General features: G+C 37.3%; 14 protein-coding genes and 1 other RNA gene. 6 read left to right on the top strand and 9 right to left on the bottom strand.

All coding sequences use genetic code 11. The annotated features are described in order from the left end of the window. Positions 1-5 precede the first annotated feature (5 nt). Positions 6-1,883 carry a penicillin-binding protein activator gene (locus CWB66_RS06095; RefSeq protein ID WP_138584689.1) on the bottom strand — a complete coding sequence of 626 codons (1,878 nt, stop codon included), beginning with the start codon at positions 1,881-1,883 and terminating at the stop codon, positions 6-8. 61 nt (positions 1,884-1,944) lie between these two features. Between CWB66_RS06095 and rsmI the strand changes: the two genes are divergently transcribed. From rsmI to CWB66_RS06075, 4 genes are all read left to right on the top strand, one after another. Continuing rightward, positions 1,945-2,802: a 16S rRNA (cytidine(1402)-2'-O)-methyltransferase gene (rsmI, locus tag CWB66_RS06090; protein WP_096793710.1), complete on the top strand. Its 858-nt coding sequence runs from the start codon at positions 1,945-1,947 to the stop codon at positions 2,800-2,802. Positions 2,803-2,843: 41 nt separating this feature from the next. Continuing rightward, positions 2,844-3,221, top strand: an RNA gene (rnpB, locus tag CWB66_RS06085) — RNase P RNA component class A. A 127-nt stretch (positions 3,222-3,348) separates the two neighbouring features. Then, positions 3,349-5,265, top strand: coding sequence for a DUF3258 domain-containing protein (locus CWB66_RS06080; RefSeq protein ID WP_138584688.1), 1,917 nt, complete (start codon positions 3,349-3,351; stop codon positions 5,263-5,265). 84 nt (positions 5,266-5,349) lie between these two features. After that, positions 5,350-8,049: an ATP-dependent DNA helicase gene (locus tag CWB66_RS06075; protein ID WP_138584687.1), complete on the top strand. Its 2,700-nt coding sequence runs from the start codon at positions 5,350-5,352 to the stop codon at positions 8,047-8,049. A gap of 163 nt (positions 8,050-8,212) precedes the next feature. On the opposite strand, the gene CWB66_RS06070 is transcribed toward CWB66_RS06075, so the two are convergent. Genes CWB66_RS06070 through CWB66_RS06060 form a run of 3 tightly spaced genes read right to left on the bottom strand, consistent with a single transcriptional unit; the run spans position 8,213 to position 10,421 of the window. After that, complete coding sequence (locus CWB66_RS06070; RefSeq protein WP_138584686.1) at positions 8,213-8,803, bottom strand: hypothetical protein; 591 nt, start codon at positions 8,801-8,803, stop codon at positions 8,213-8,215. Next, positions 8,788-9,294, bottom strand: coding sequence for an AHH domain-containing protein (locus CWB66_RS06065; protein WP_138584685.1), 507 nt, complete (start codon positions 9,292-9,294; stop codon positions 8,788-8,790). The genes CWB66_RS06070 and CWB66_RS06065 overlap by 16 nt, the downstream gene beginning before the upstream one ends. A gap of 50 nt (positions 9,295-9,344) precedes the next feature. Beyond that, on the bottom strand, positions 9,345-10,421 hold the full coding sequence (locus CWB66_RS06060) for a mechanosensitive ion channel family protein (protein WP_138584684.1): 1,077 nt from the start codon (positions 10,419-10,421) through the stop codon (positions 9,345-9,347). Positions 10,422-10,541: 120 nt separating this feature from the next. Here CWB66_RS06060 and CWB66_RS06055 point away from each other — a divergent pair, with 120 nt between their 5' ends. Continuing rightward, positions 10,542-11,486: a YihY/virulence factor BrkB family protein gene (locus CWB66_RS06055; protein WP_138584683.1), complete on the top strand. Its 945-nt coding sequence runs from the start codon at positions 10,542-10,544 to the stop codon at positions 11,484-11,486. Positions 11,487-11,516: 30 nt separating this feature from the next. On the opposite strand, the gene CWB66_RS06050 is transcribed toward CWB66_RS06055, so the two are convergent. The 5 genes from CWB66_RS06050 to CWB66_RS06030 form a co-directional block, all read right to left on the bottom strand. Next, the gene (locus CWB66_RS06050) at positions 11,517-12,416 is read right to left on the bottom strand and encodes a LysR family transcriptional regulator (RefSeq protein ID WP_138584682.1); all 900 of its coding nucleotides are present in this window, start codon (positions 12,414-12,416) and stop codon (positions 11,517-11,519) included. Between the two features lie 85 nt (positions 12,417-12,501). Continuing rightward, positions 12,502-15,546, bottom strand: a complete 3,045-nt coding sequence (locus CWB66_RS06045; protein WP_138584681.1) for a bifunctional diguanylate cyclase/phosphodiesterase — start codon at positions 15,544-15,546, stop codon at positions 12,502-12,504. Positions 15,547-16,191: 645 nt separating this feature from the next. Further along, complete coding sequence (locus CWB66_RS06040; RefSeq protein ID WP_138584680.1) at positions 16,192-16,434, bottom strand: hypothetical protein; 243 nt, start codon at positions 16,432-16,434, stop codon at positions 16,192-16,194. Positions 16,435-16,444: 10 nt separating this feature from the next. Then, on the bottom strand, positions 16,445-16,891 hold the full coding sequence (locus CWB66_RS06035) for a hypothetical protein (RefSeq protein WP_138584679.1): 447 nt from the start codon (positions 16,889-16,891) through the stop codon (positions 16,445-16,447). Between the two features lie 6 nt (positions 16,892-16,897). Beyond that, positions 16,898-17,236, bottom strand: coding sequence for a DUF883 domain-containing protein (locus tag CWB66_RS06030; protein ID WP_077535982.1), 339 nt, complete (start codon positions 17,234-17,236; stop codon positions 16,898-16,900). A gap of 497 nt (positions 17,237-17,733) precedes the next feature. Here CWB66_RS06030 and mraZ point away from each other — a divergent pair, with 497 nt between their 5' ends. Next, the gene (mraZ, locus tag CWB66_RS06025; RefSeq protein ID WP_138584678.1) at positions 17,734-18,192 is read left to right on the top strand and encodes a division/cell wall cluster transcriptional repressor MraZ; all 459 of its coding nucleotides are present in this window, start codon (positions 17,734-17,736) and stop codon (positions 18,190-18,192) included. The last annotated feature ends 11 nt before the right edge of the window (positions 18,193-18,203 follow it).

Raw genomic sequence — 18,203 nt, 5'->3', positions numbered from 1 at the left:
CTTATTTAATTTATAGTGTGTATTTCACCCGCTGATTGCATAAATAACGGAATAGGACGCTGTGTTTTTAACTTAACAGGTTTAATGCGTCTGTTTGCATATTGTGCCCAATCGAGTGTGCGTTCTATATAGCCATTACTGTTGACCGACAGCTTGCCACTTAGGCCATTAAACTGCTTACCAGGTATTATACTTAGCTGTCTAATATCATGTAACACGAGTACAGCGTCGTATGCCATCGCAAATAGGCGCTGGCTTATATCAGCCTGATCAGGCCACAATGTATTATATTGATAGCGTAAATTTGATTGTTTTAGTTGTGAATTAAGCATCCACGGTAACTCGGTAAAGTATAGGCCATCTAAATCACCTTTGTCTGTACGATCAATCTGTTTACTATGACTTTTTGAGCTAGCGTAAAGCGGAATTCTGTCCGCAAATGTACTTACATTTACATCTAAGTAAGGTTTAATTAAACGTGTTTCGATTGCATCACCTAGAATATAAATAACGTCTATATCACCGCGTGAGCGTGTTTCATTTTCGACTTCTTGCTTAAATAACGCTTTTACAGTTTTTATACGTTCTTTTGATTTATCAACTTCGAGCAAACTGGTAATGGTGTTTGGCATATCTTTTTTATCATTGTATAAGCCAATTTGCGCTTTAGTTTCACTGTAGCGCTGCCATTGCAAATTAAAATAATCAACTAGACGTTGTCCGTTAGCATTATTAGGCGCAAGTAACATAGGTTTTTGGTAACCCATAGCTAAAAAGTGCTCCAATGCTTGTTCTACTTCATGTTCTGGATTTAATGCAAAAAAGTAATGCTGTAGTGAAATACGCTCGCCATCAAGTGTGTTCAAATGCAAAACGGGTGTATCAATTAATGTTTTAGCACTCGCTAGCTTGTCGATGTTAGCCTTAAGTAGTGGGCCAATCACAAAGTCAGGCTTAATTTTTTCAAGCTGTATTGCAATTTCTTCGGTGCTTAGGTTTTCGTCAATAAAAATAGTTTCAGCTATCTTTTTTGTATCCAGCGCCGCTAAAGCGCCAGCTCTAAGTGCATCACCTAAACGCTCATTAGGGCCCGACTGCGGAAATAGTACCACTAAGCGTTCAATTTTTATGGCTGCTAACTCGGTAAGCGCTGCATCTTTTTTAGGTAAAATAGAATCTGCTGGATGGCCTGTATAACGACGTCGCCAATTATTAATTGCTTGGTCTAATTCCACACCGCTATTTGCATAAACTTGGTAGTATAAAGCAAGGTTAACCCAACCTTGTTGGATCACTGCTCCACGGTTAAAGCGCTCAAGTGCATAAGACGAGAGCTTTTTTAAGTTATCCCACAAGCTTTCATTAAGCTGCGGGATATCAATATTATTTTTAGCTGCTGTTTCTGATGCTTTAAAAAAATAAGGCGCTGCTTTTTTAGGAAAATTTTGTGATGCATAAATACTGGCAGTTAAAAACTGATGCCATGCAAAATGTTCAGGCTGAATAAGTTGACCGTCTAAAGACTGCAAAATAACCAAGGCTTGTTTGTTTTTATTTTGTTGTTTTTGCGCAAACGCAATATAAAGGCGGTTTTGAATCTGATCAACACTTGCTGTTAGCTCAAGGTCACTGCCTATTTGCTCTAATAAAGGCCAGTTTTTTTCATTAATAGCAGCATCGCGCGCGCTATATAATAACTGTATTTTATCGGCACCTTGACGATTTTGAGCTAATAGATAGATAGATTGTGCACTGGTTGCTTGATTTTTTAGTGCATTAGCACTGTTACTGATGTTATCACTGTTTTTAGTTGGTTTTTCGGTTGTGCTACAAGCCGATAACCCTGACAATATAATTAATAGACTAACTAGTTTAAGTCGCACAATGATTTCCCAATACGTTAACGCGATTTGCTTATATTACTGACTGACGCAGGAGACCTCAATGTTAAATGAGGAGAATTCACAGAAAATTGGCACTCTTTACATCGTAGCCACCCCAATTGGCAATTATGACGACTTAAGTCAGCGTGCAATCGCGACATTATCGCAAGTCGACTTAATAGCTGCTGAAGATACTCGCCATACTGGCAAGCTACTCAGCCACTTTGGTATCAAGGCTAAAACCTTTGCATTACACGATCATAACGAGAAGCAAAAAGCGCAACAAATAATTGATCAGCTTAACCAAGGGCTAAATATCGCGCTGGTTTCTGATGCTGGAACCCCCTTGATCAGTGACCCAGGTTATGCGGTTGTAAACTTATGCCGCGAGCAAGGCGCACATGTAACACCTATACCTGGTGCGTGTGCTGCAATTACAGCCGTGTGTTGCTCTGGGCTACCCACCGACCGCTTTCAGTTTTTAGGCTTTACGCCGGCTAAAAGTAAAGCCCGCCAAGACTTTTTTACCGAAGCCGTTAATTCAAGCATGACCAGCATAATGTACGAAAGCACGCACCGTATAATGGCAAGCCTTGATGATTTAGCCCAAGCACTTGGCGACGATCAACAAGTCGTGTTTGCTAAAGAACTGACCAAAACGTTTGAAACATTTTTTAACGGCAGCGTAAGTGAGCTAAAACAGTTTTTAACAAACGATCCAACCAAGCAACGCGGCGAAATAGTACTTATGCTGCCAGGTAAACCCAAGCAAGTAGACGACGTTCCACCAGAAGCACGCAAAATGTTGGCACTACTTGAAAATGAAATGCCAATGAAAAAAGCCTGTGGTGTTGTTGCCGAATACTTTGGAATGAAAAAAAACGCCTTATATAAAACAATTATTGAAGAAAAAGAGTAAATCTTACTGCGCTTGGCATTCGCCTCATGTATACTGCGCGCCGAGTCAGCCAAGATGATCGCTGCCTGTGACGAAAATGATCAGGGGGAGGAAAGTCCGGGCTCCACAGGGCAGAGTGCCAGTTAACGGCTGGGGGGCGCGAGCCCACGACAAGTGCAGCAGAGAGGAGACCGCCAACTTCGGTTGGTAAGGGTGAAAGGGTGCGGTAAGAGCGCACCGGGCCGCTAGTAATAGTCGGTTGCAAGGTAAACTCCACTCGGAGCAAGACCAAATAGGGTTCTATCATTTTAAATAATGAACGCGTGGCCCACGTGAGAACCGGGTAGGTTGCTTGAGCCATAGAGCGATTTATGGCCTAGACGAATGATTATCACTTTCTTCGGAAAGGACAAAACCCGGCTTACCGGCTGACTCAAACTCAAGCGTAAGCATCTGATTTATTAGGTGCTTACGCTTGAACCACTAATATCATGGCACAAAGTTTCAAAAGTGTGCCAAATAGTGTGCCAAATAAACTCAATACGTTACTTACACATAGGTAACTTAATGAGACATATCAAACTCCCCGAACACCTCATACTACGAAAAGAACGTTACTATTTTCGTTATGTTTTCCCTCGTAAATTTATCGGCTCCGATATACGCATTTCACTTAAAACCAAACACCTTCATCATGCTTTAAACTTTCTTGAATTGATCAAACCCGAACTAGATAAACTAAAAATACTTGCGAGTGATCGACACAATATAGATACTGAAACTTTAATCACTCAAGCAAAACGTATTTTAATTCATATGAAGCAAAAACTTACCCATGAGCTAAGCAAAAAAATAATAGCAAAAGAAGAACAACGTTATGCTTCAACAGCACATTCTATAAATGGCATTAAAGCGAAGCCGCTAAATAATCACTCACCTACACATTTAAGAACCGCAGCAAACATTATGCTTTCTATTGCAGATGGTGAAACAGGTGAATTATTGGTTGAAGCTTTAAAAAATAATGATTACGAAGTGCTTAATATTTATGTTTTGGTTAGTAAGTACATGGCACTTAAAAATAGTGGTTTAAGTAATGCCGATATTGTAGCTAATAAACAAATCGAAAAAAGTGTTCGTCAGCTTGCACGCCAATTAGATACATTTTTACTCGCTGGTATGTTTAATAGTTCTGAAGTTGAAACGGATGAAGACTTGTTTGATTACTCAGATGAAGACGATAACTTTTACGCTGATAACATTGATGCAATAGATACTCTCAAAAAACACGATGTAGAATTCGAGCATGGTTCATTAGAGTATTCAGCATTCAAAAGTATGCTAGAAACCTCAAGAAATTTGCAGGCTAAATACTTGGCTTCTTGCTTAACTAAAGATTCAGAGCAAAAACATTTATTAGATTCAATGTTTAATAAAAGCTCATACACCATAGCTGAAAGTCAGCCAAGAGAAGAAAAACAACAAATTCAAGGCCCATTATTTTCAGAAGTTTATGCCGAGTTTTTAGATTTTAAAGTCAATGCTGGTTTAAGTGATAGGCTTGTAAAAGAATATGATCGTCACTATGAAGCATGGTGTTTACTGAGTGAAGACAAACCTATTGAAAGTTATAAAGCGAGTGATATAGGTCGTTTTATTGACCGTTGTTATCAGCTACCTAAAAAGAATCGCGCACCATACAGTAAAATGAGCCTGCAAGAGTGCCTAGACTTTGATGTGCCAGAAAATGACTTAGTGACACCTAAAACAGTTCAAGGCTATTACAAGTGGTTACAGGGAATTTTCTCGTATGCTAAAAGAGATACTGTTGAATATATTCAGCATTCACCATGTACTATAAAACGAGACTTTAAACAGCGTATTCGTGGTGTTTTTAATAGCGAAGAACTTAATAAGTTTGAAGCATTCGCAATGCAGACTAAACATGCGTGGCAAAAGTGGTCACTTTTATTAGCCATGTACACAGGCGCAAGACGTACAGAGATATATCAGTTAAGAAAGCCTGATATTCGTATTGAAGATGGTATTAACTACATATTAGTAACTGATGAACACGAATCACAACGCCTTAAAACAAACAACGCAAAACGTAAAATTCCTATCCATCAACGCTTAATCGAGCTTGGCTTTTTAGAGTATGTAGAACAAGCAGAGGAACGTATTTTATATGAAATAACGTCGGCTGAGAGTATAACTAGTTGGTTCGGTCGTTTAGTTGTGGAGCTTGAAATACCAAGTGTGAATGAGCTGGATGAACTACGCAGTTATCATAGCTTTAGGCATACGTTCATAAGTAACATACGCAATAACCACTCGTTTGATCTTTCACTGATACAACAAGTGGTTGGTCATGAACTTTCAAAAGGTGGGATTACAGACAAATATACGCATGGTGGAGCTAGTTTGAAAAGGTTATCAGACGTAATTGGGGCTTTTAAAATAAGTTCCTCAAACAAAAATTGATTGTTAATTTACAAGGCTTTAAAGTAGTGATGGTTAAAATATAAGTTTAACACTTTTCAAATGCAAATTAAGGATGGAACCTTTATGGGATCGGTTAGGGATCAAATTCATAGTGCTGAAAGAGCTATATGTAATAATATTAGCCAGTTAGCTGGTCAGCGAGATTTGCTGTCGCAAAATATTCTTTCTCAACTAAGAAATTTAGTGGAAGGAGTTGCTGTTTTGTTTCATTCAAATAATTTAAATTCTGACTTTTTATATGACAAAGTGAACCCTGCTCTCGCCCATATTGGAGGGAGTGGGAAGTTAAACTTCTTAAATAAGTTTCATAAGCTCCTCCAGATTAGCGTTTCACATTATACAGTTGAAGGCGATAGCTCTGAAAGATTAATGCTGAAATATTATGAGTACCTGCATCGAATAAGGGCTTTGATTAAGAGTGAAAAAAACATTGATATACTCTCAAACTTAGAATGCTTTCCTGTTGACTTAGATCCATCACTACGCGAATACCACGAAAAAATAGCCTCTGTAGTTGAAGAGATAGGCATGTTCCAAGGAAGTACAGCTAACTCTGAACGTTACTATATCCATAGAAAAAGGCCTTTTTTTTGCTTTGGTAGAATTTATTATGAGGTTACTTTCTATCGAGCTACAAACAAAGCAAACAAGTTTGATAGAATCATAGCATTCACAAATTTTGATATTGCGGATAAGCATGCAGCTATGCTTACTCTGCATCAAGATAATATTAAAGTACTTGGTCAATTTATGCCTATTACGATTATTCGTAAATGGAGTGTTTCAATTAGGCCATGTGAATTGAAAAACTTTTCAAAAATTTTAGACCTAGATATCGAAACTAGAACAAATTCATTCGAGTACCAACATTTAATGAACTATTTGAGCAATAGCTCTACTAGCCTCCTCGATTTTGTAACCTCTCCAGAGCTACATTACATGTCAGAAAGAGCTAAAGCACTTTCTAGTGGAGAGTTTCCACAGATATTCTTAGCACTAGATAAAGCAAGAGGCTTTATTCTAAATAATTCTTCAGGCCATAATGTTATTCGTTATCTATTATTACGAATGAATAATCAAATTATTAAGGCCCAACATTCTAGAGATAGCTGTTATTTATTATCAAACTTGAACCTTAAGTTTGGTTGTAACCCTTTTGATAAAATGCCCTTTTGTACATCTCTTATTGGGCATAACCCTCGTTTTAGTGATGTTGCAGAATGTATAGAACTACACGGTAGAGAGCATGAGCTATTCGCGAGAAAAATTAAAAATAATGTTGAGCAAAACGGCGTCCTTTATACTCCTATTTCTGAACTCAGTGATTATGGTGATATAAATACTCTGATTACTAATTATAATAAAGAGCTATATTACAAGCATATGGATCGGCAGTTGTGTCTAGATAAAGGGCATGTTTTTGTTCAAAAATATGAAGAAGAAACAGCCTCAATAATTAACCATTTGCAGGACAGTACCGTTGTAGGAATAGCTGGTTATACTCAAGCTGTTGAGCAATGGCTAACAACTATACCTAAATTTATTGACGATCCTACAAAAGTAAGTGCTCTAAAAAACCTATTTAGTTTATCTAAAGTAGCTTTAATATATGGAGCGGCTGGTACAGGTAAATCAACTATGATTCACCATATAGCACAGTACTTTAATGATAAAAGTAAGCTATTCTTAGCCCATACGAATCCGGCCATAGATAACTTAAAACGCAGAGTTAGTGCACAAAATTCAACGTTTAGAACTATAAGCAAGCAAGCTCGAGGGGGAAGTGCAGAAGAGTTCGATGTATTGATTATAGATGAGTGTAGCACTGTAAGTAATGCGGATTTATTAAAGGTACTTCAACATACATCTTATAAACTTTTGGTACTTGTAGGTGATTCTTACCAGATAGAGTCAATACAATTTGGCAATTGGTTTACTATTGCTCCTTCATTTATACCTAACTTATCAGTTTTCGAGTTAAAAACCCCTTTTAGGACGGACAATGAAGAGCTATTAAAGTTTTGGGGGAAAGTAAGAGAAAGTAGTAATGATCTAGCTGAAATCATGGTTAAGAATAACTACTCAACTGATTTAGATAGTTCGCTCTTTGAAAATTATTCCGAGGATGAAATCATATTGTGTTTGAACTACGATGGTTTATACGGAATTAATAATATCAATAGGTTTCTTCAAAGTGGCAATCAAGGAGCAAGGTTTTTCTGGCGAGAATCAACATATAAAATTGGTGATCCTGTTTTATTTTCAGATAGTGAGCGTTTCAGGCCTGTAATTTATAACAATTTAAAAGGTTGGATTGTTAATATTTCACAAGCGCCAGGATGGATTCAATTCGATATCAGGCTCGATAGGGATCTAAATGAATTTGACGTTTCATATTGTTATGACTTGACTTGGGTTAGTGAATCTATTGTCCGCTTTACGGTTTTTGATTCACCACACTCTAGTGATGACGATGACGATACTCTCAATACTACAGTCCCTTTTCAAGTAGCTTATGCAGTATCCATCCATAAGGCACAGGGCTTAGAATATAGTTCGGTGAAAATAGTAATCACAGATGCGAATGAAGATGATATATCCCATAGTATTTTCTATACAGCAATTACGAGAGCTATGGATCGTTTAAAGATATTTTGGACTCCAGAAACTCAACAAAAAGTCCTGAATAAACTTACTAGAAAAGCTAGTCATAAAGACGCGATCTTAATTACAGGCAGAAAGAATTTAAAAAGGCTTAACTAGTTAGCAAGGGTGTATATGTTCAAAGTTGTGAAATAGCCTTCTGAAAGCCCATTTCAACTAACGTTAATACATATTAACGTTAGTTTAGACTTAATATTTCAAGGATACTTTTTATAGTCGTGAGTGAGGGCATTCCGAATTATAAAGCTGCGTTTAGAGGCTGCTATGCAAAAATGCTAAGTAAGTCACTATTAAAAGTAATCCCAGTTAAATTATTTTCTTTCACAAGAGTTTTAAATGCGGCATTACAGTAAATTGATTTTCCACCTTGCATGCTCGACTTAAAAATTAGATTTAGATCGGACTTAAAGGCCAGAGATTTTAGACCATCTTCAAATCCATCTAGATAAGCTTTTTCCGTCAAAGTCTTATCTTCTTCTTCAAAAATTAGTGGATTGAATAAAAATAATTCTTTCTCACAATTTAATGGAACAAATTCCCCGCAGCCTTGTAAATGATTACCTATGGCCGTGTAAGCTTTTTTATTTAACACCAAGTAACTCGAAAATAAGTTTATATCATAGTCTTGTTGCTCAGCTTCTTTCTCAACTTTACAGTTAAACCCATTTTCTACAACGTCTAATATTTTAGCTTTCCCTCTTGGGAAATCATCCATAGCTATTTTCACTGCCTCGTTAAAACTGATCTCTTTTTCTTTAGCAATTTGCTTTGCCATAGGGACAGTGGTGAGGTCGATTATGTCGTATGTTTTTGATGGCTTATGTATTTTGAAAATTACTAGATCCCTTTCCATAACTCATCCTTTTTTTCAAATATTCTAGCAGGTAACATGCCTGTTCTGATAAGCATTTTTGTATTTCTAAGCTTATTTAAGAACACTGTCTTATCTGTAGCCATACTCTCACCTAACATTGCGCCAATCCATGTTTCATAGTTATATCTATGGATTTTACGATGCGGCGGTGCGTTAGTAGTTGACCAATCAATTGCTTTATTTTTTACAAAATTGATTAACCAAATACCATTATGTGGATCATTTATTCCTATATTCATTAAATGCAAATTTAATCTGGCATCCATCATGGCAGATTTATTGTATCTTCCTTTACCAGAAACTATATGGTGAGCTTCATGTAGATTAGTTGGTTTGGGTTCACCTACTGCAGATAAGTATTTTGCAAGATCATTAGTCGGATGGTGCTTTTTCTCTAAAAGTTCATCAGCAGATGAGAGACCACATTCTTTCCTAGACCCCGAGGGCCAAATCTTGACTTCATATATCAAAGGTCAAGATTTATAGTTTATTGCTGTGTGGTCAATACAATTTACCTTTCTTAAATAATATTTTTCCCTTGCTCAGGATCGCGTGATTGATCGGCTTGCTCTCTAATTTCGTCGGTATCACTGCTTACATCATTAAGTGTTTGGGTTTGCTCATGTGTTTCGGTGTTTTTGGTTTCACTATGCGATTGTGGCTGCTCTGAACTATCAAGTTCAGTATTTGGTGTATTTAGTAAAATTCGTTCGCGGGCATCATCAGGCATACTAATATTCTGTTTTGTAAACTCATTAACTAATTCGCGCATTAGTTGGGAGCTGACTTTTAGTGGGCTGTGCTGTTCTCCATTAACCCAAAAGTACAAAATAAAGTTAATGGTTGATGAGCCTAAGTTTTTTATTAGTACTTGCGCAGGTGGGTCGCTCAGTACTGCAGCTTGTTGATTGGCAATATCTAGGGCGAGAGTTTGTGTACTGCGTATATCGTTATCGTAACCAATACCTATTTCTACTTTTCCGCGCATTTTTGGATTAGCAGTCAGATTTTTAATGGTATTTTTGTACACTGTCGCATTAGGTATTTGAATATGGTTACCATCATAATCAACGAGAGTTGTTGCACGCGCCGTTACTTTTTTAACAACACCCAATCTGCCGTCTACTTCTATTACATCATCTATTTTAAAAGGGCGTTGCACGCTTAAAAGTAAACTGGCAATAAAGTTTTCAGCTATGTCTCTAAAGGCAAAACCTAAAATCAAGCCGATTAATCCAGTGCCACTCATAATAGCAACAGCAAACTGAGTGAGCCCAGCTAAGCGTAAAAATAAGTACAGGCCTAATAAAATAATCAGGGTACTAATACCACGCCTAGCCACTAGCACAACCAGTTTACTGTCGGTTATAAAATCAATGGGTTTTATAAGTAATCGCGACAGTGGCCCCGCAATTAAATAGCTTATAACGAGTAAAATAACACCTAATAACAAAGTGGGTAATAATTGCGCTGCGGTGTGAAGTAATTGCATACCTTGGTCATAAAAAAACGGCCACGATAGTGTGCTTACAGTAATTGCTTCTGCCGCAGGTAGCGTATTAGTGAGTGTTATGTTGCTTGGTAAAATGCTGTGCATGGCTGCCTGTCTATGTTTGAGTCCTTTATAAACTACATAGTAGCAAGTTTAATACCAATCACTATTTTGTTTTGGCAAGTATTTTGCTATATCAATATATTACAAATACAGGAGCTTAGGATGAGTGAGGCTAAACGGGGTCAGCAAGCAAAGCAACCAGCGCACATTCCTATTTTGGGATGGTGGGATATTGCAAAGCGTATTTTTAAACAAACAAGCCAAGATAATTTATCGTTAGTAGCCGCTGGTGTGGCTTTTTATGCCTTGCTGGCTATTTTTCCTGCTATTGCGGCTATAGTGTCGGTTTATGCTTATTTTGCATCACCCACTGATATTAGTGAGCATTTAAGCCAATTTGTTACTTTGCTGCCCCAAAGCACACGGGAGCTTATTTTATCGCAGGTATCTAATCTTGCAAAAAGCTCCCACACAAGCTTGAGCTTTAGTGCTTTGGGCACATTAGTATTAACGATTTGGAGTAGTTCAAAGGGGAGCCAAGCATTAATTACTGCGTGTAATATTAGTTATCACGAATACGAAAAGCGATCTTTTTTTAAAGCATTGTTAATGCGATTTATTTTTTCGGTTGGGGCGATTGTTGTCGCCATTTTTGCACTTGTGATCATAGGTATTTTACCTATTGTCCTTAATTTAGTGGGCTTAAAAGAGAGTATTGATTTATTAATTAAGCTTATTTCTTGGCCATTACTTGCATTTACATTTAACTTTGCATTGGTGTTGTTATACCGCTATGCACCGCATCGTAAGGCGGCTAAGTGGCGTTGGATCACGATGGGGTCGTCTATTGCAACCGTGCTTTGGATTGCAGCCTCCATTGGCTTTTCATTTTATGTGTCGCGCTTTGCGAGTTATAACGAAACTTATGGCTCTTTAGGTGGTGTAGTGATTATGCTTATGTGGTTGTATATCAGTGCATATATTGTCACGCTAGGTGCGGTTATAAATGCGGCAACAGAGCAGCAAACGGCGAAGGATAGCACCGTGGGACCTGCTAAAAAGCGAGGCGAGAGAGGCGCATATGTTGCCGATAATTTAGATGTTTAAAGTAAATTACTTTAACTTTAAGCTGGTTACTTAGGTTTTGTTAATAATTAGTTTTAGCTGATCTTTAAACTCTTGTGCTGCAGGCCCGAGTCTGTCGGTGTCGTCACACGTTAAATATAAGCGCAAAGCTCGGGTTGCGCCTTGTGCCAAATTAAGCGTTTTTAATGTTTTATTATCAATAAGGTAAGATATATGCGTTATTGGTAGCCACGCAAAACCTAAGTTTTGACTCACCATATCAATAGCGTCGCGTAAATGGCTCACAGTCCAGTGCATATCTAAATCTAAGCATTTTATACCACTACAATCTTCGTTGTAGTGGGTGTGTGTTATTAAATCGCGCACTATGATTCGTCGATGTGATTTTAAATCGTGAAAGCTTAATTGTTCAGGATGCTGATGCAAAACATGTTCTTTATGAGCTACGGCAATAAATTCTATATCGCACAGCCTATCGCAGCTAATATCAAATGTAGGAATAGATGAAATAGCTAAATCAACAACGGCATTGTTTAAAAGCTCATTCGTACTAGTAGGTACGTTTTCGATTAAATCGATTTTTAGTAATGGGTAAAGTTCACTCGTTTTAACAAGAGCTTGATATAAAACAGCTTGGGGGAGTGCTTCATCAACGGCTATTTTTAAGGTGTTTTCTATACCTTTGCTGAGCGAAGTGGCAACTGACTCTATGTTACTTGCTTCTTGTATTAAAAATTCAGCCCTGCGTAAAATAAGCTTACCGCTGTCGGTTAAAAATGCTTTTCGACCTTTCACCTCAAGTAACTTTATTTGCAGAGCCGCTTCTAACTTTTGCACAGCATGATGTACTGTTGATTGACTCTTACGCACTGCGGCACTTGCACCTGCAAATCCGCCACACTCAACAACGGCTTTAAACATTCTCCATTGCTCTAACGTTGCCTTTGCCATGTTTCAATCCTATTACTGCTTTTATCGATTGAGTAACTTGACCGTGAAGAACTTGCTTTTATTGCACTTGTGGCGTTATTTAATCTTAGATAGAAATGATCATCTTTTTATCTGCTAAAAGTGCCATAAAGCGACTTTTATTTAGTGGCTTGGAGAATAAGTACCCTTGTCCGTAATCACATCCTGCAGCGAGCAGTAATTGCATTTGTAATTCTGTTTCAATACCTTCAGCAATAACCTTTAATCCCAATTGGTGCGCCATTACGATAATAGCTTCACAAAGGGCAAGCTCTTGGCTTCCTTGCGTAATATTATCAACAAAACGCTTATCTATTTTAAGGTAGTCGGTGTCCATTTCTTGTAAATAAGCAAGTGAAGAGTAACCAGTGCCAAAATCATCCAGCGCTAATTGCATACCCGACTGAACCAAGGTTTTAAGACGTTTTTGTGTTAACTCTTCGGGGTTAACCATCAAACCTTCTGTGATTTCGGCCACAATAGAAGAAGCAGGAAGTTTTGCTGCTTTTAACATGTTAGGCCAATCATCTATGCCGCTATCAAGTGTAGAAAGCTGCACTGGCGACACGTTAACGCTTATTTGAAATTCACTACTGGTTAATTTTTTAATGTCATTGAGTGTTTCTAAGGCTTGGCCAAACACAAACTGACCAAGTGCGTTTATTTGCCTGGTTTCTTCAGCTAGCGGAATAAACGCAATAGGGCTTATTAAGCCTTTTTCTGGATGTTGCCAACGAATTAATCCTTCGGCTTTGTGGATGTGCAAGTCACTTAAATTAACAATAGGTTGGTAAAATAGCTCGAATTGTTTGAGTTCTATTGCGCTTCGTAAATCTTTTAATAATTGCATACGTGCTTGAGCTTGTTCGCGCATATCCGCAGAGAAAAATTCAAAGCCATTTCGGCCATTACTTTTTGCTTTATACATCGCCTGATCGGCGGCTTTTAATAATTGCTCAGTATTTTCACCATCCGAAGGTGCGCAAGCAATACCTATACTTGCACTGATAAATAACTCTTCTTTTTCGACATTTAATACTGTTGATAGGCTAAGTAAAATATTACTCGCAATTTGGTTTATATGGCGATTACTTTTAATTTTATTAAATACAATAACAAACTCATCGCCACCAATTCTTGCTACAAACTCTGCATTTTTTGCAGATTGCACTATGCGTTTCGACACTTGCTTAAGTAAGTGATCGCCGTAATGATGGCCCAATGTGTCGTTAATATCTTTAAAATGATCGATATCTAACAACATAACAACAAGTTGATTATCTTCGCTGGTTAAATCTGAAAAACGCTGATTTAAACGCTCTTTTAACTCTAAACGATTGGGTAAGTCGGTAAGGTGATCAAAATGTGCTTGTCGCCAAATTGTGTTATTCGCTTTAATTTTTTCTGTTAAGTCAGTAAAAATAGCGACACGACGAATAGGCGTGTGGTTATCGTCGTATATGGTATCGATTAATAACCATTCAGTATAAAGTTCGCCATTTTTTCTGCGGTTTATAACTTCGCCTTGCCAACGGCCGGTGGCTTGAAGTTCTGACCACATTTTTTGATAAAATTCTTTAGAGTGTTTACCGGATGATAAAATATGTGTTGTTTTACCAATAACTTCTTCTTTGCTGTATAGCGTGGCTTTACAAAATGCAGGATTAACATCATAAATTATGCCATCAGCGTCAGTTATTGCCATGCCTTCACTGCTGTTACTGTAAACCAATGACGCTAAATGCAGTGCTTTTTCATCTTGTTTTTTCTGACTAATATCTCGCAGCACGAGTATGTATTCGTTTTCTTTATTAAGAGCATTAATACGCGCTTCGAAAAAGTAATCATCAGTACCTTCATCGAGTTTAAATTCAAGAGTCACTTGTTTTTTTGATTTGGATAAATAAGACAAAAGTAACTGTGCATTCGCTTTTGGTAATAAGCACGATAAACTCATTGGTGCGGTTGATTTTGTAAGTAATAGTGGGCTTATATGGCCACCAACATTGAGCAGCTCTCCATCACTATTCAATTTCAGGTAACCGTCAGGCAAGGCATTTAGCAAGCTGGTGAGTTCATCGTGTTTGTTTTTTAATCTTGCTTCTGTTGTTAATCGAGTTGCAGCCATAACCTCAAAGCGTTTATATAAAGCATATAACTCAGGGCTGTTAGGCTTTGCGTTACTGTCGGGCATGCTGCCTCTGGCTAGCTGATCAGTGGCTTTTGACAAATCTTTAAGAGGGTTGAATATACTTGATTTAATTACTCTTCGCGCTAAAAAAGTTAACAGGGTGATGGCAGCTAGGAAAGCCAAAATGGTCTTAATAAAGTTAAGGTTAACTTGATCTATAAAGTCATCAATAGGAAGCGTTATATAAATATCTAAATTATTGTTATTTATGTCTTTATATAAAACAGAACGATGAAATATTTGGTTAACCCCATTTTTATCTTTAAATACGGCATTTAATTTATCATCGTGGAGTAAATTTTCGTTAGTAATCTTTTTACCTAGCTGATTTAGTGAATTAGGGTAATTAGCAAGAATTAACCCATTTGAATCAGCAATAACCGCATTTGCTCCATCTGGAAAGCTGGCTTGATTTAATTCAAGACTCCACCAATTTAGCGCAATAACGGTAACAAGTGCACCGATAAGCTGACCATTCTCATCGATAATTGGGTAAGCGAAATTAACGCTTTGTGCTTGAATGCTTCTATCGTATTGAAAATATCCGATTGAAAAACTTTTCTTTGAAATAGCATTTTTAAAGTATGGGCGGTCGCTTATATTAATATTTTTACTATATCCGTTGGTAACGCACATTACATCACCGTTTTTATCGACAATGCCTATATTGGCCACATTAGTATAAAGCGCCTTAATATCAGTGAAGTAAGCTGGGCAAGTGGTTGGAAGAGCTTGATGATTTGAAACTTTTTTAGCTAAAAACAAAGTTAGTTTTTTAACATCACTGACCATCTGTTTTTGATGGTGAGTTAAATGCTTTGCTATGTTAATTACTTTTTCTTCACTTTTTTCTATTGCAGCACCACGCTCAATACACAGTGTAAATAGCGTTACAGCAGCGCCCGGTATGCTAAGCAAAATTAATAATCGATAGAGCTGGCTTTTAAGTGATGAAGTAAAAATAATCTGTTCCCTGTAATTTATTTCCCTGAGCGATTATTGTAGTCAAATAAAGAAAAAATAACCATGTTAAATATAGGGTTTTGCAGAAAAATTGTTTATTTTTAAATGCTTACTGTTTTTTTTGGAGGTTTTATAAACATAACGTATTATCCTTAATGTATAAATAGCAACTATGCTGGATTTTAATTCTAAAAAGTTGAATTATTAGCTCTGCTAACTGTTAATCTCTTTTTTACAAATGTTAGCCATGCCAGCGCTGTTTATTATAGCGCTGCATAGATCACTTCTTGCAAATGTGGTGATCAATATTTCTATTGTTGTTGGATTTAAATCATAGATGAAAAAAGTTGCGTAATGGACTTCTCAAGTATTTATACGAGGGGTTGAAAAGCTCATTTAATTAAGCGAATTGAATTAAAAAGTGGTTTTATTATAGTGATAAATTCAGTATTTTCTGGGCATGTTAGGGATTTATACTAAAAGGTGATGGAAGCAGTCATTGGTTTTGTCATGTCGAGTAACATTATAGTTTTAAATGTACAATCTTGTTTAGCAAAAAGCACTTGACTACCTTTGATCAGATCGCGGCAAAGTTAATTGGCTTTAAGCTAATAACCTTACGAGCCAACCGTATTTTCTTACTAAGCTTGTTTCGCTTTTGCCTGCTTGTACGGCGGCACCAGCTAAAAAGGCACTGGTTATACCTACCTTAGTTGCAGCTAGACGCTTTAATCTGTATTGAAATGCCGCATGGTGCTGGCGTTTTAATTCATTTTGCATATCCATCTTTTCACTTAAAGCTTGAACGTTCTTGTTCGGTTCTTTAATTAAATAATTAACTAACATATTAATTTCCTTACAAACTAAATAGCTGCTTTAAGCTTTTAAATGTTTTACTAAAGCCAATTTTATTGCTCAGATAAACGGTGTTTTTCCAAAGCCATGCTAAACATGCTATTTGCAGTAAAGTTGCTGTTGCAATACCAAGCCATACCGATCCAAATAGATCGAACATAGCAAACCCAACAGCACCTAAAATCCCCGCCCACAACAAAACCAAACCACTGGCAAAGCATCCTAAAAATATCGTGATCAATGCAAGCGATCTAAGCGATAACCGCCATTCAGCTTTGGCAAGCTGATGGGTGATCTCTCCTTGAGTCTGATAATCATCCTTGAGCTGCTTTGAATATGTTAAAAGCTTTGCAATATGATCTTGCCAATCGTCCTTTTGGCACGGTTGCTCAGTAGTTTGGTTTTGTTCATTACCATCCTTGGCAGCGATTGTTTGTGGGTTATTCATAACAGGTTACTTACGACGAAATAATGATGTAATTAACATGCCCGCAGCAAAAGCAATACCTGCTGTTGCTAATGGATTTTCAGCTGCAAAAGCACGTGTTTTAGCTGTGCACTCACTTAGTTTTTCACGTGCTAAAAGTTGCTTTTCACTGAGTGCTTCAGCTGAACTAGAAGCGCCTTTGCGAACATTGCTTTCAGCTGTTGCCGCTTTGCTAGAAAGGGCATCTACCGCATCATGTGCAGCAGATGCCGCTTTTTCTGTCAGAGGCGCTTCTGTATTTGATGATTTAACGTCGGGCTTAATATCTGAAGTTGTGTTTGCTTTCGTATTTGTTGCAGTAGCCATAATCAATCCTTAATAAGTTAAAGTATTTAAATAGTGATTTGGATGATGCAATGATTAAACCAAACTTTATATTTATTTAAAGTCATTGAATTTTAAGGTTTTTTAATGTTTGTGAGTGTTTTTCGATATTTTTTATTAAAAATAAACAGTAACTCTTACTCCCCATTTGAGTAAATTTTACAAAGCAATACAAAAGGATTAAATAAACAGTGAATATTCACTGTTTATTCAGTAAGTGTAGTTTGTCAAAAGTAGGTTACTTAAAGCCAATAAAGTTTTTTTTATACGATGACTCCACTTTTTTCCACACAATTCAATCGCTTTGCTTGAACCCTTATTTTTTCTAGCTTTGAGACTTGTTAAAGCGAGCCTGCTTACTTGACAAAAAGCCTTGTCAAGCCCTAAACTGGAGCACTGTGGAGAAAAGTGGTTTTTAGTGGATCAAATTGGATCAAAGTGATTTATAGTTGCTTTAAATAACTCAAAGTAGGCTTTTTATGTTTCGTGGCGCAAGTTCACTGAGTTTGGATGACAAGGGGCGTTTTGCGGTACCAACTAAGTACCGAGAACCTTTATTGTCTGAAGATCAGGGAACGGTTATTTGTACCGTCGCATTAAATGAGCCGTGTTTATGGTTATATCCACTGGCTGAGTGGCTCGAAATAGAGTGTCGCTTAGCAAAAGTTTCGAATATGAACCCACGAGCCCGTCGCATGCAACGTATGTTGCTCGGGAACGCCACTGAGTATCAACTCGATAAAAATGGTCGAATTTTGTTAGCGCCTTCATTGCGTGCACATGCAGAGCTTGGCAAAAAAATCATGCTAGTTGGTTTGATGAATAAATTTGAAATTTGGGATGAAGCGCGTTGGCACGAACAGATGCGCCAAGATACTGAGCTTGAAAGGCTTGGTGATTTTGAGCCCAACTTAGATTTAGATAATTTCACACTCTGATAGCACAAAAA

The organism is Pseudoalteromonas sp. S558, assembly GCF_005886635.1.
In the GTDB taxonomy this organism is placed as follows: domain Bacteria; phylum Pseudomonadota; class Gammaproteobacteria; order Enterobacterales; family Alteromonadaceae; genus Pseudoalteromonas; species Pseudoalteromonas aliena.
This window is presented reverse-complemented; position numbering and strand designations above follow the sequence as displayed.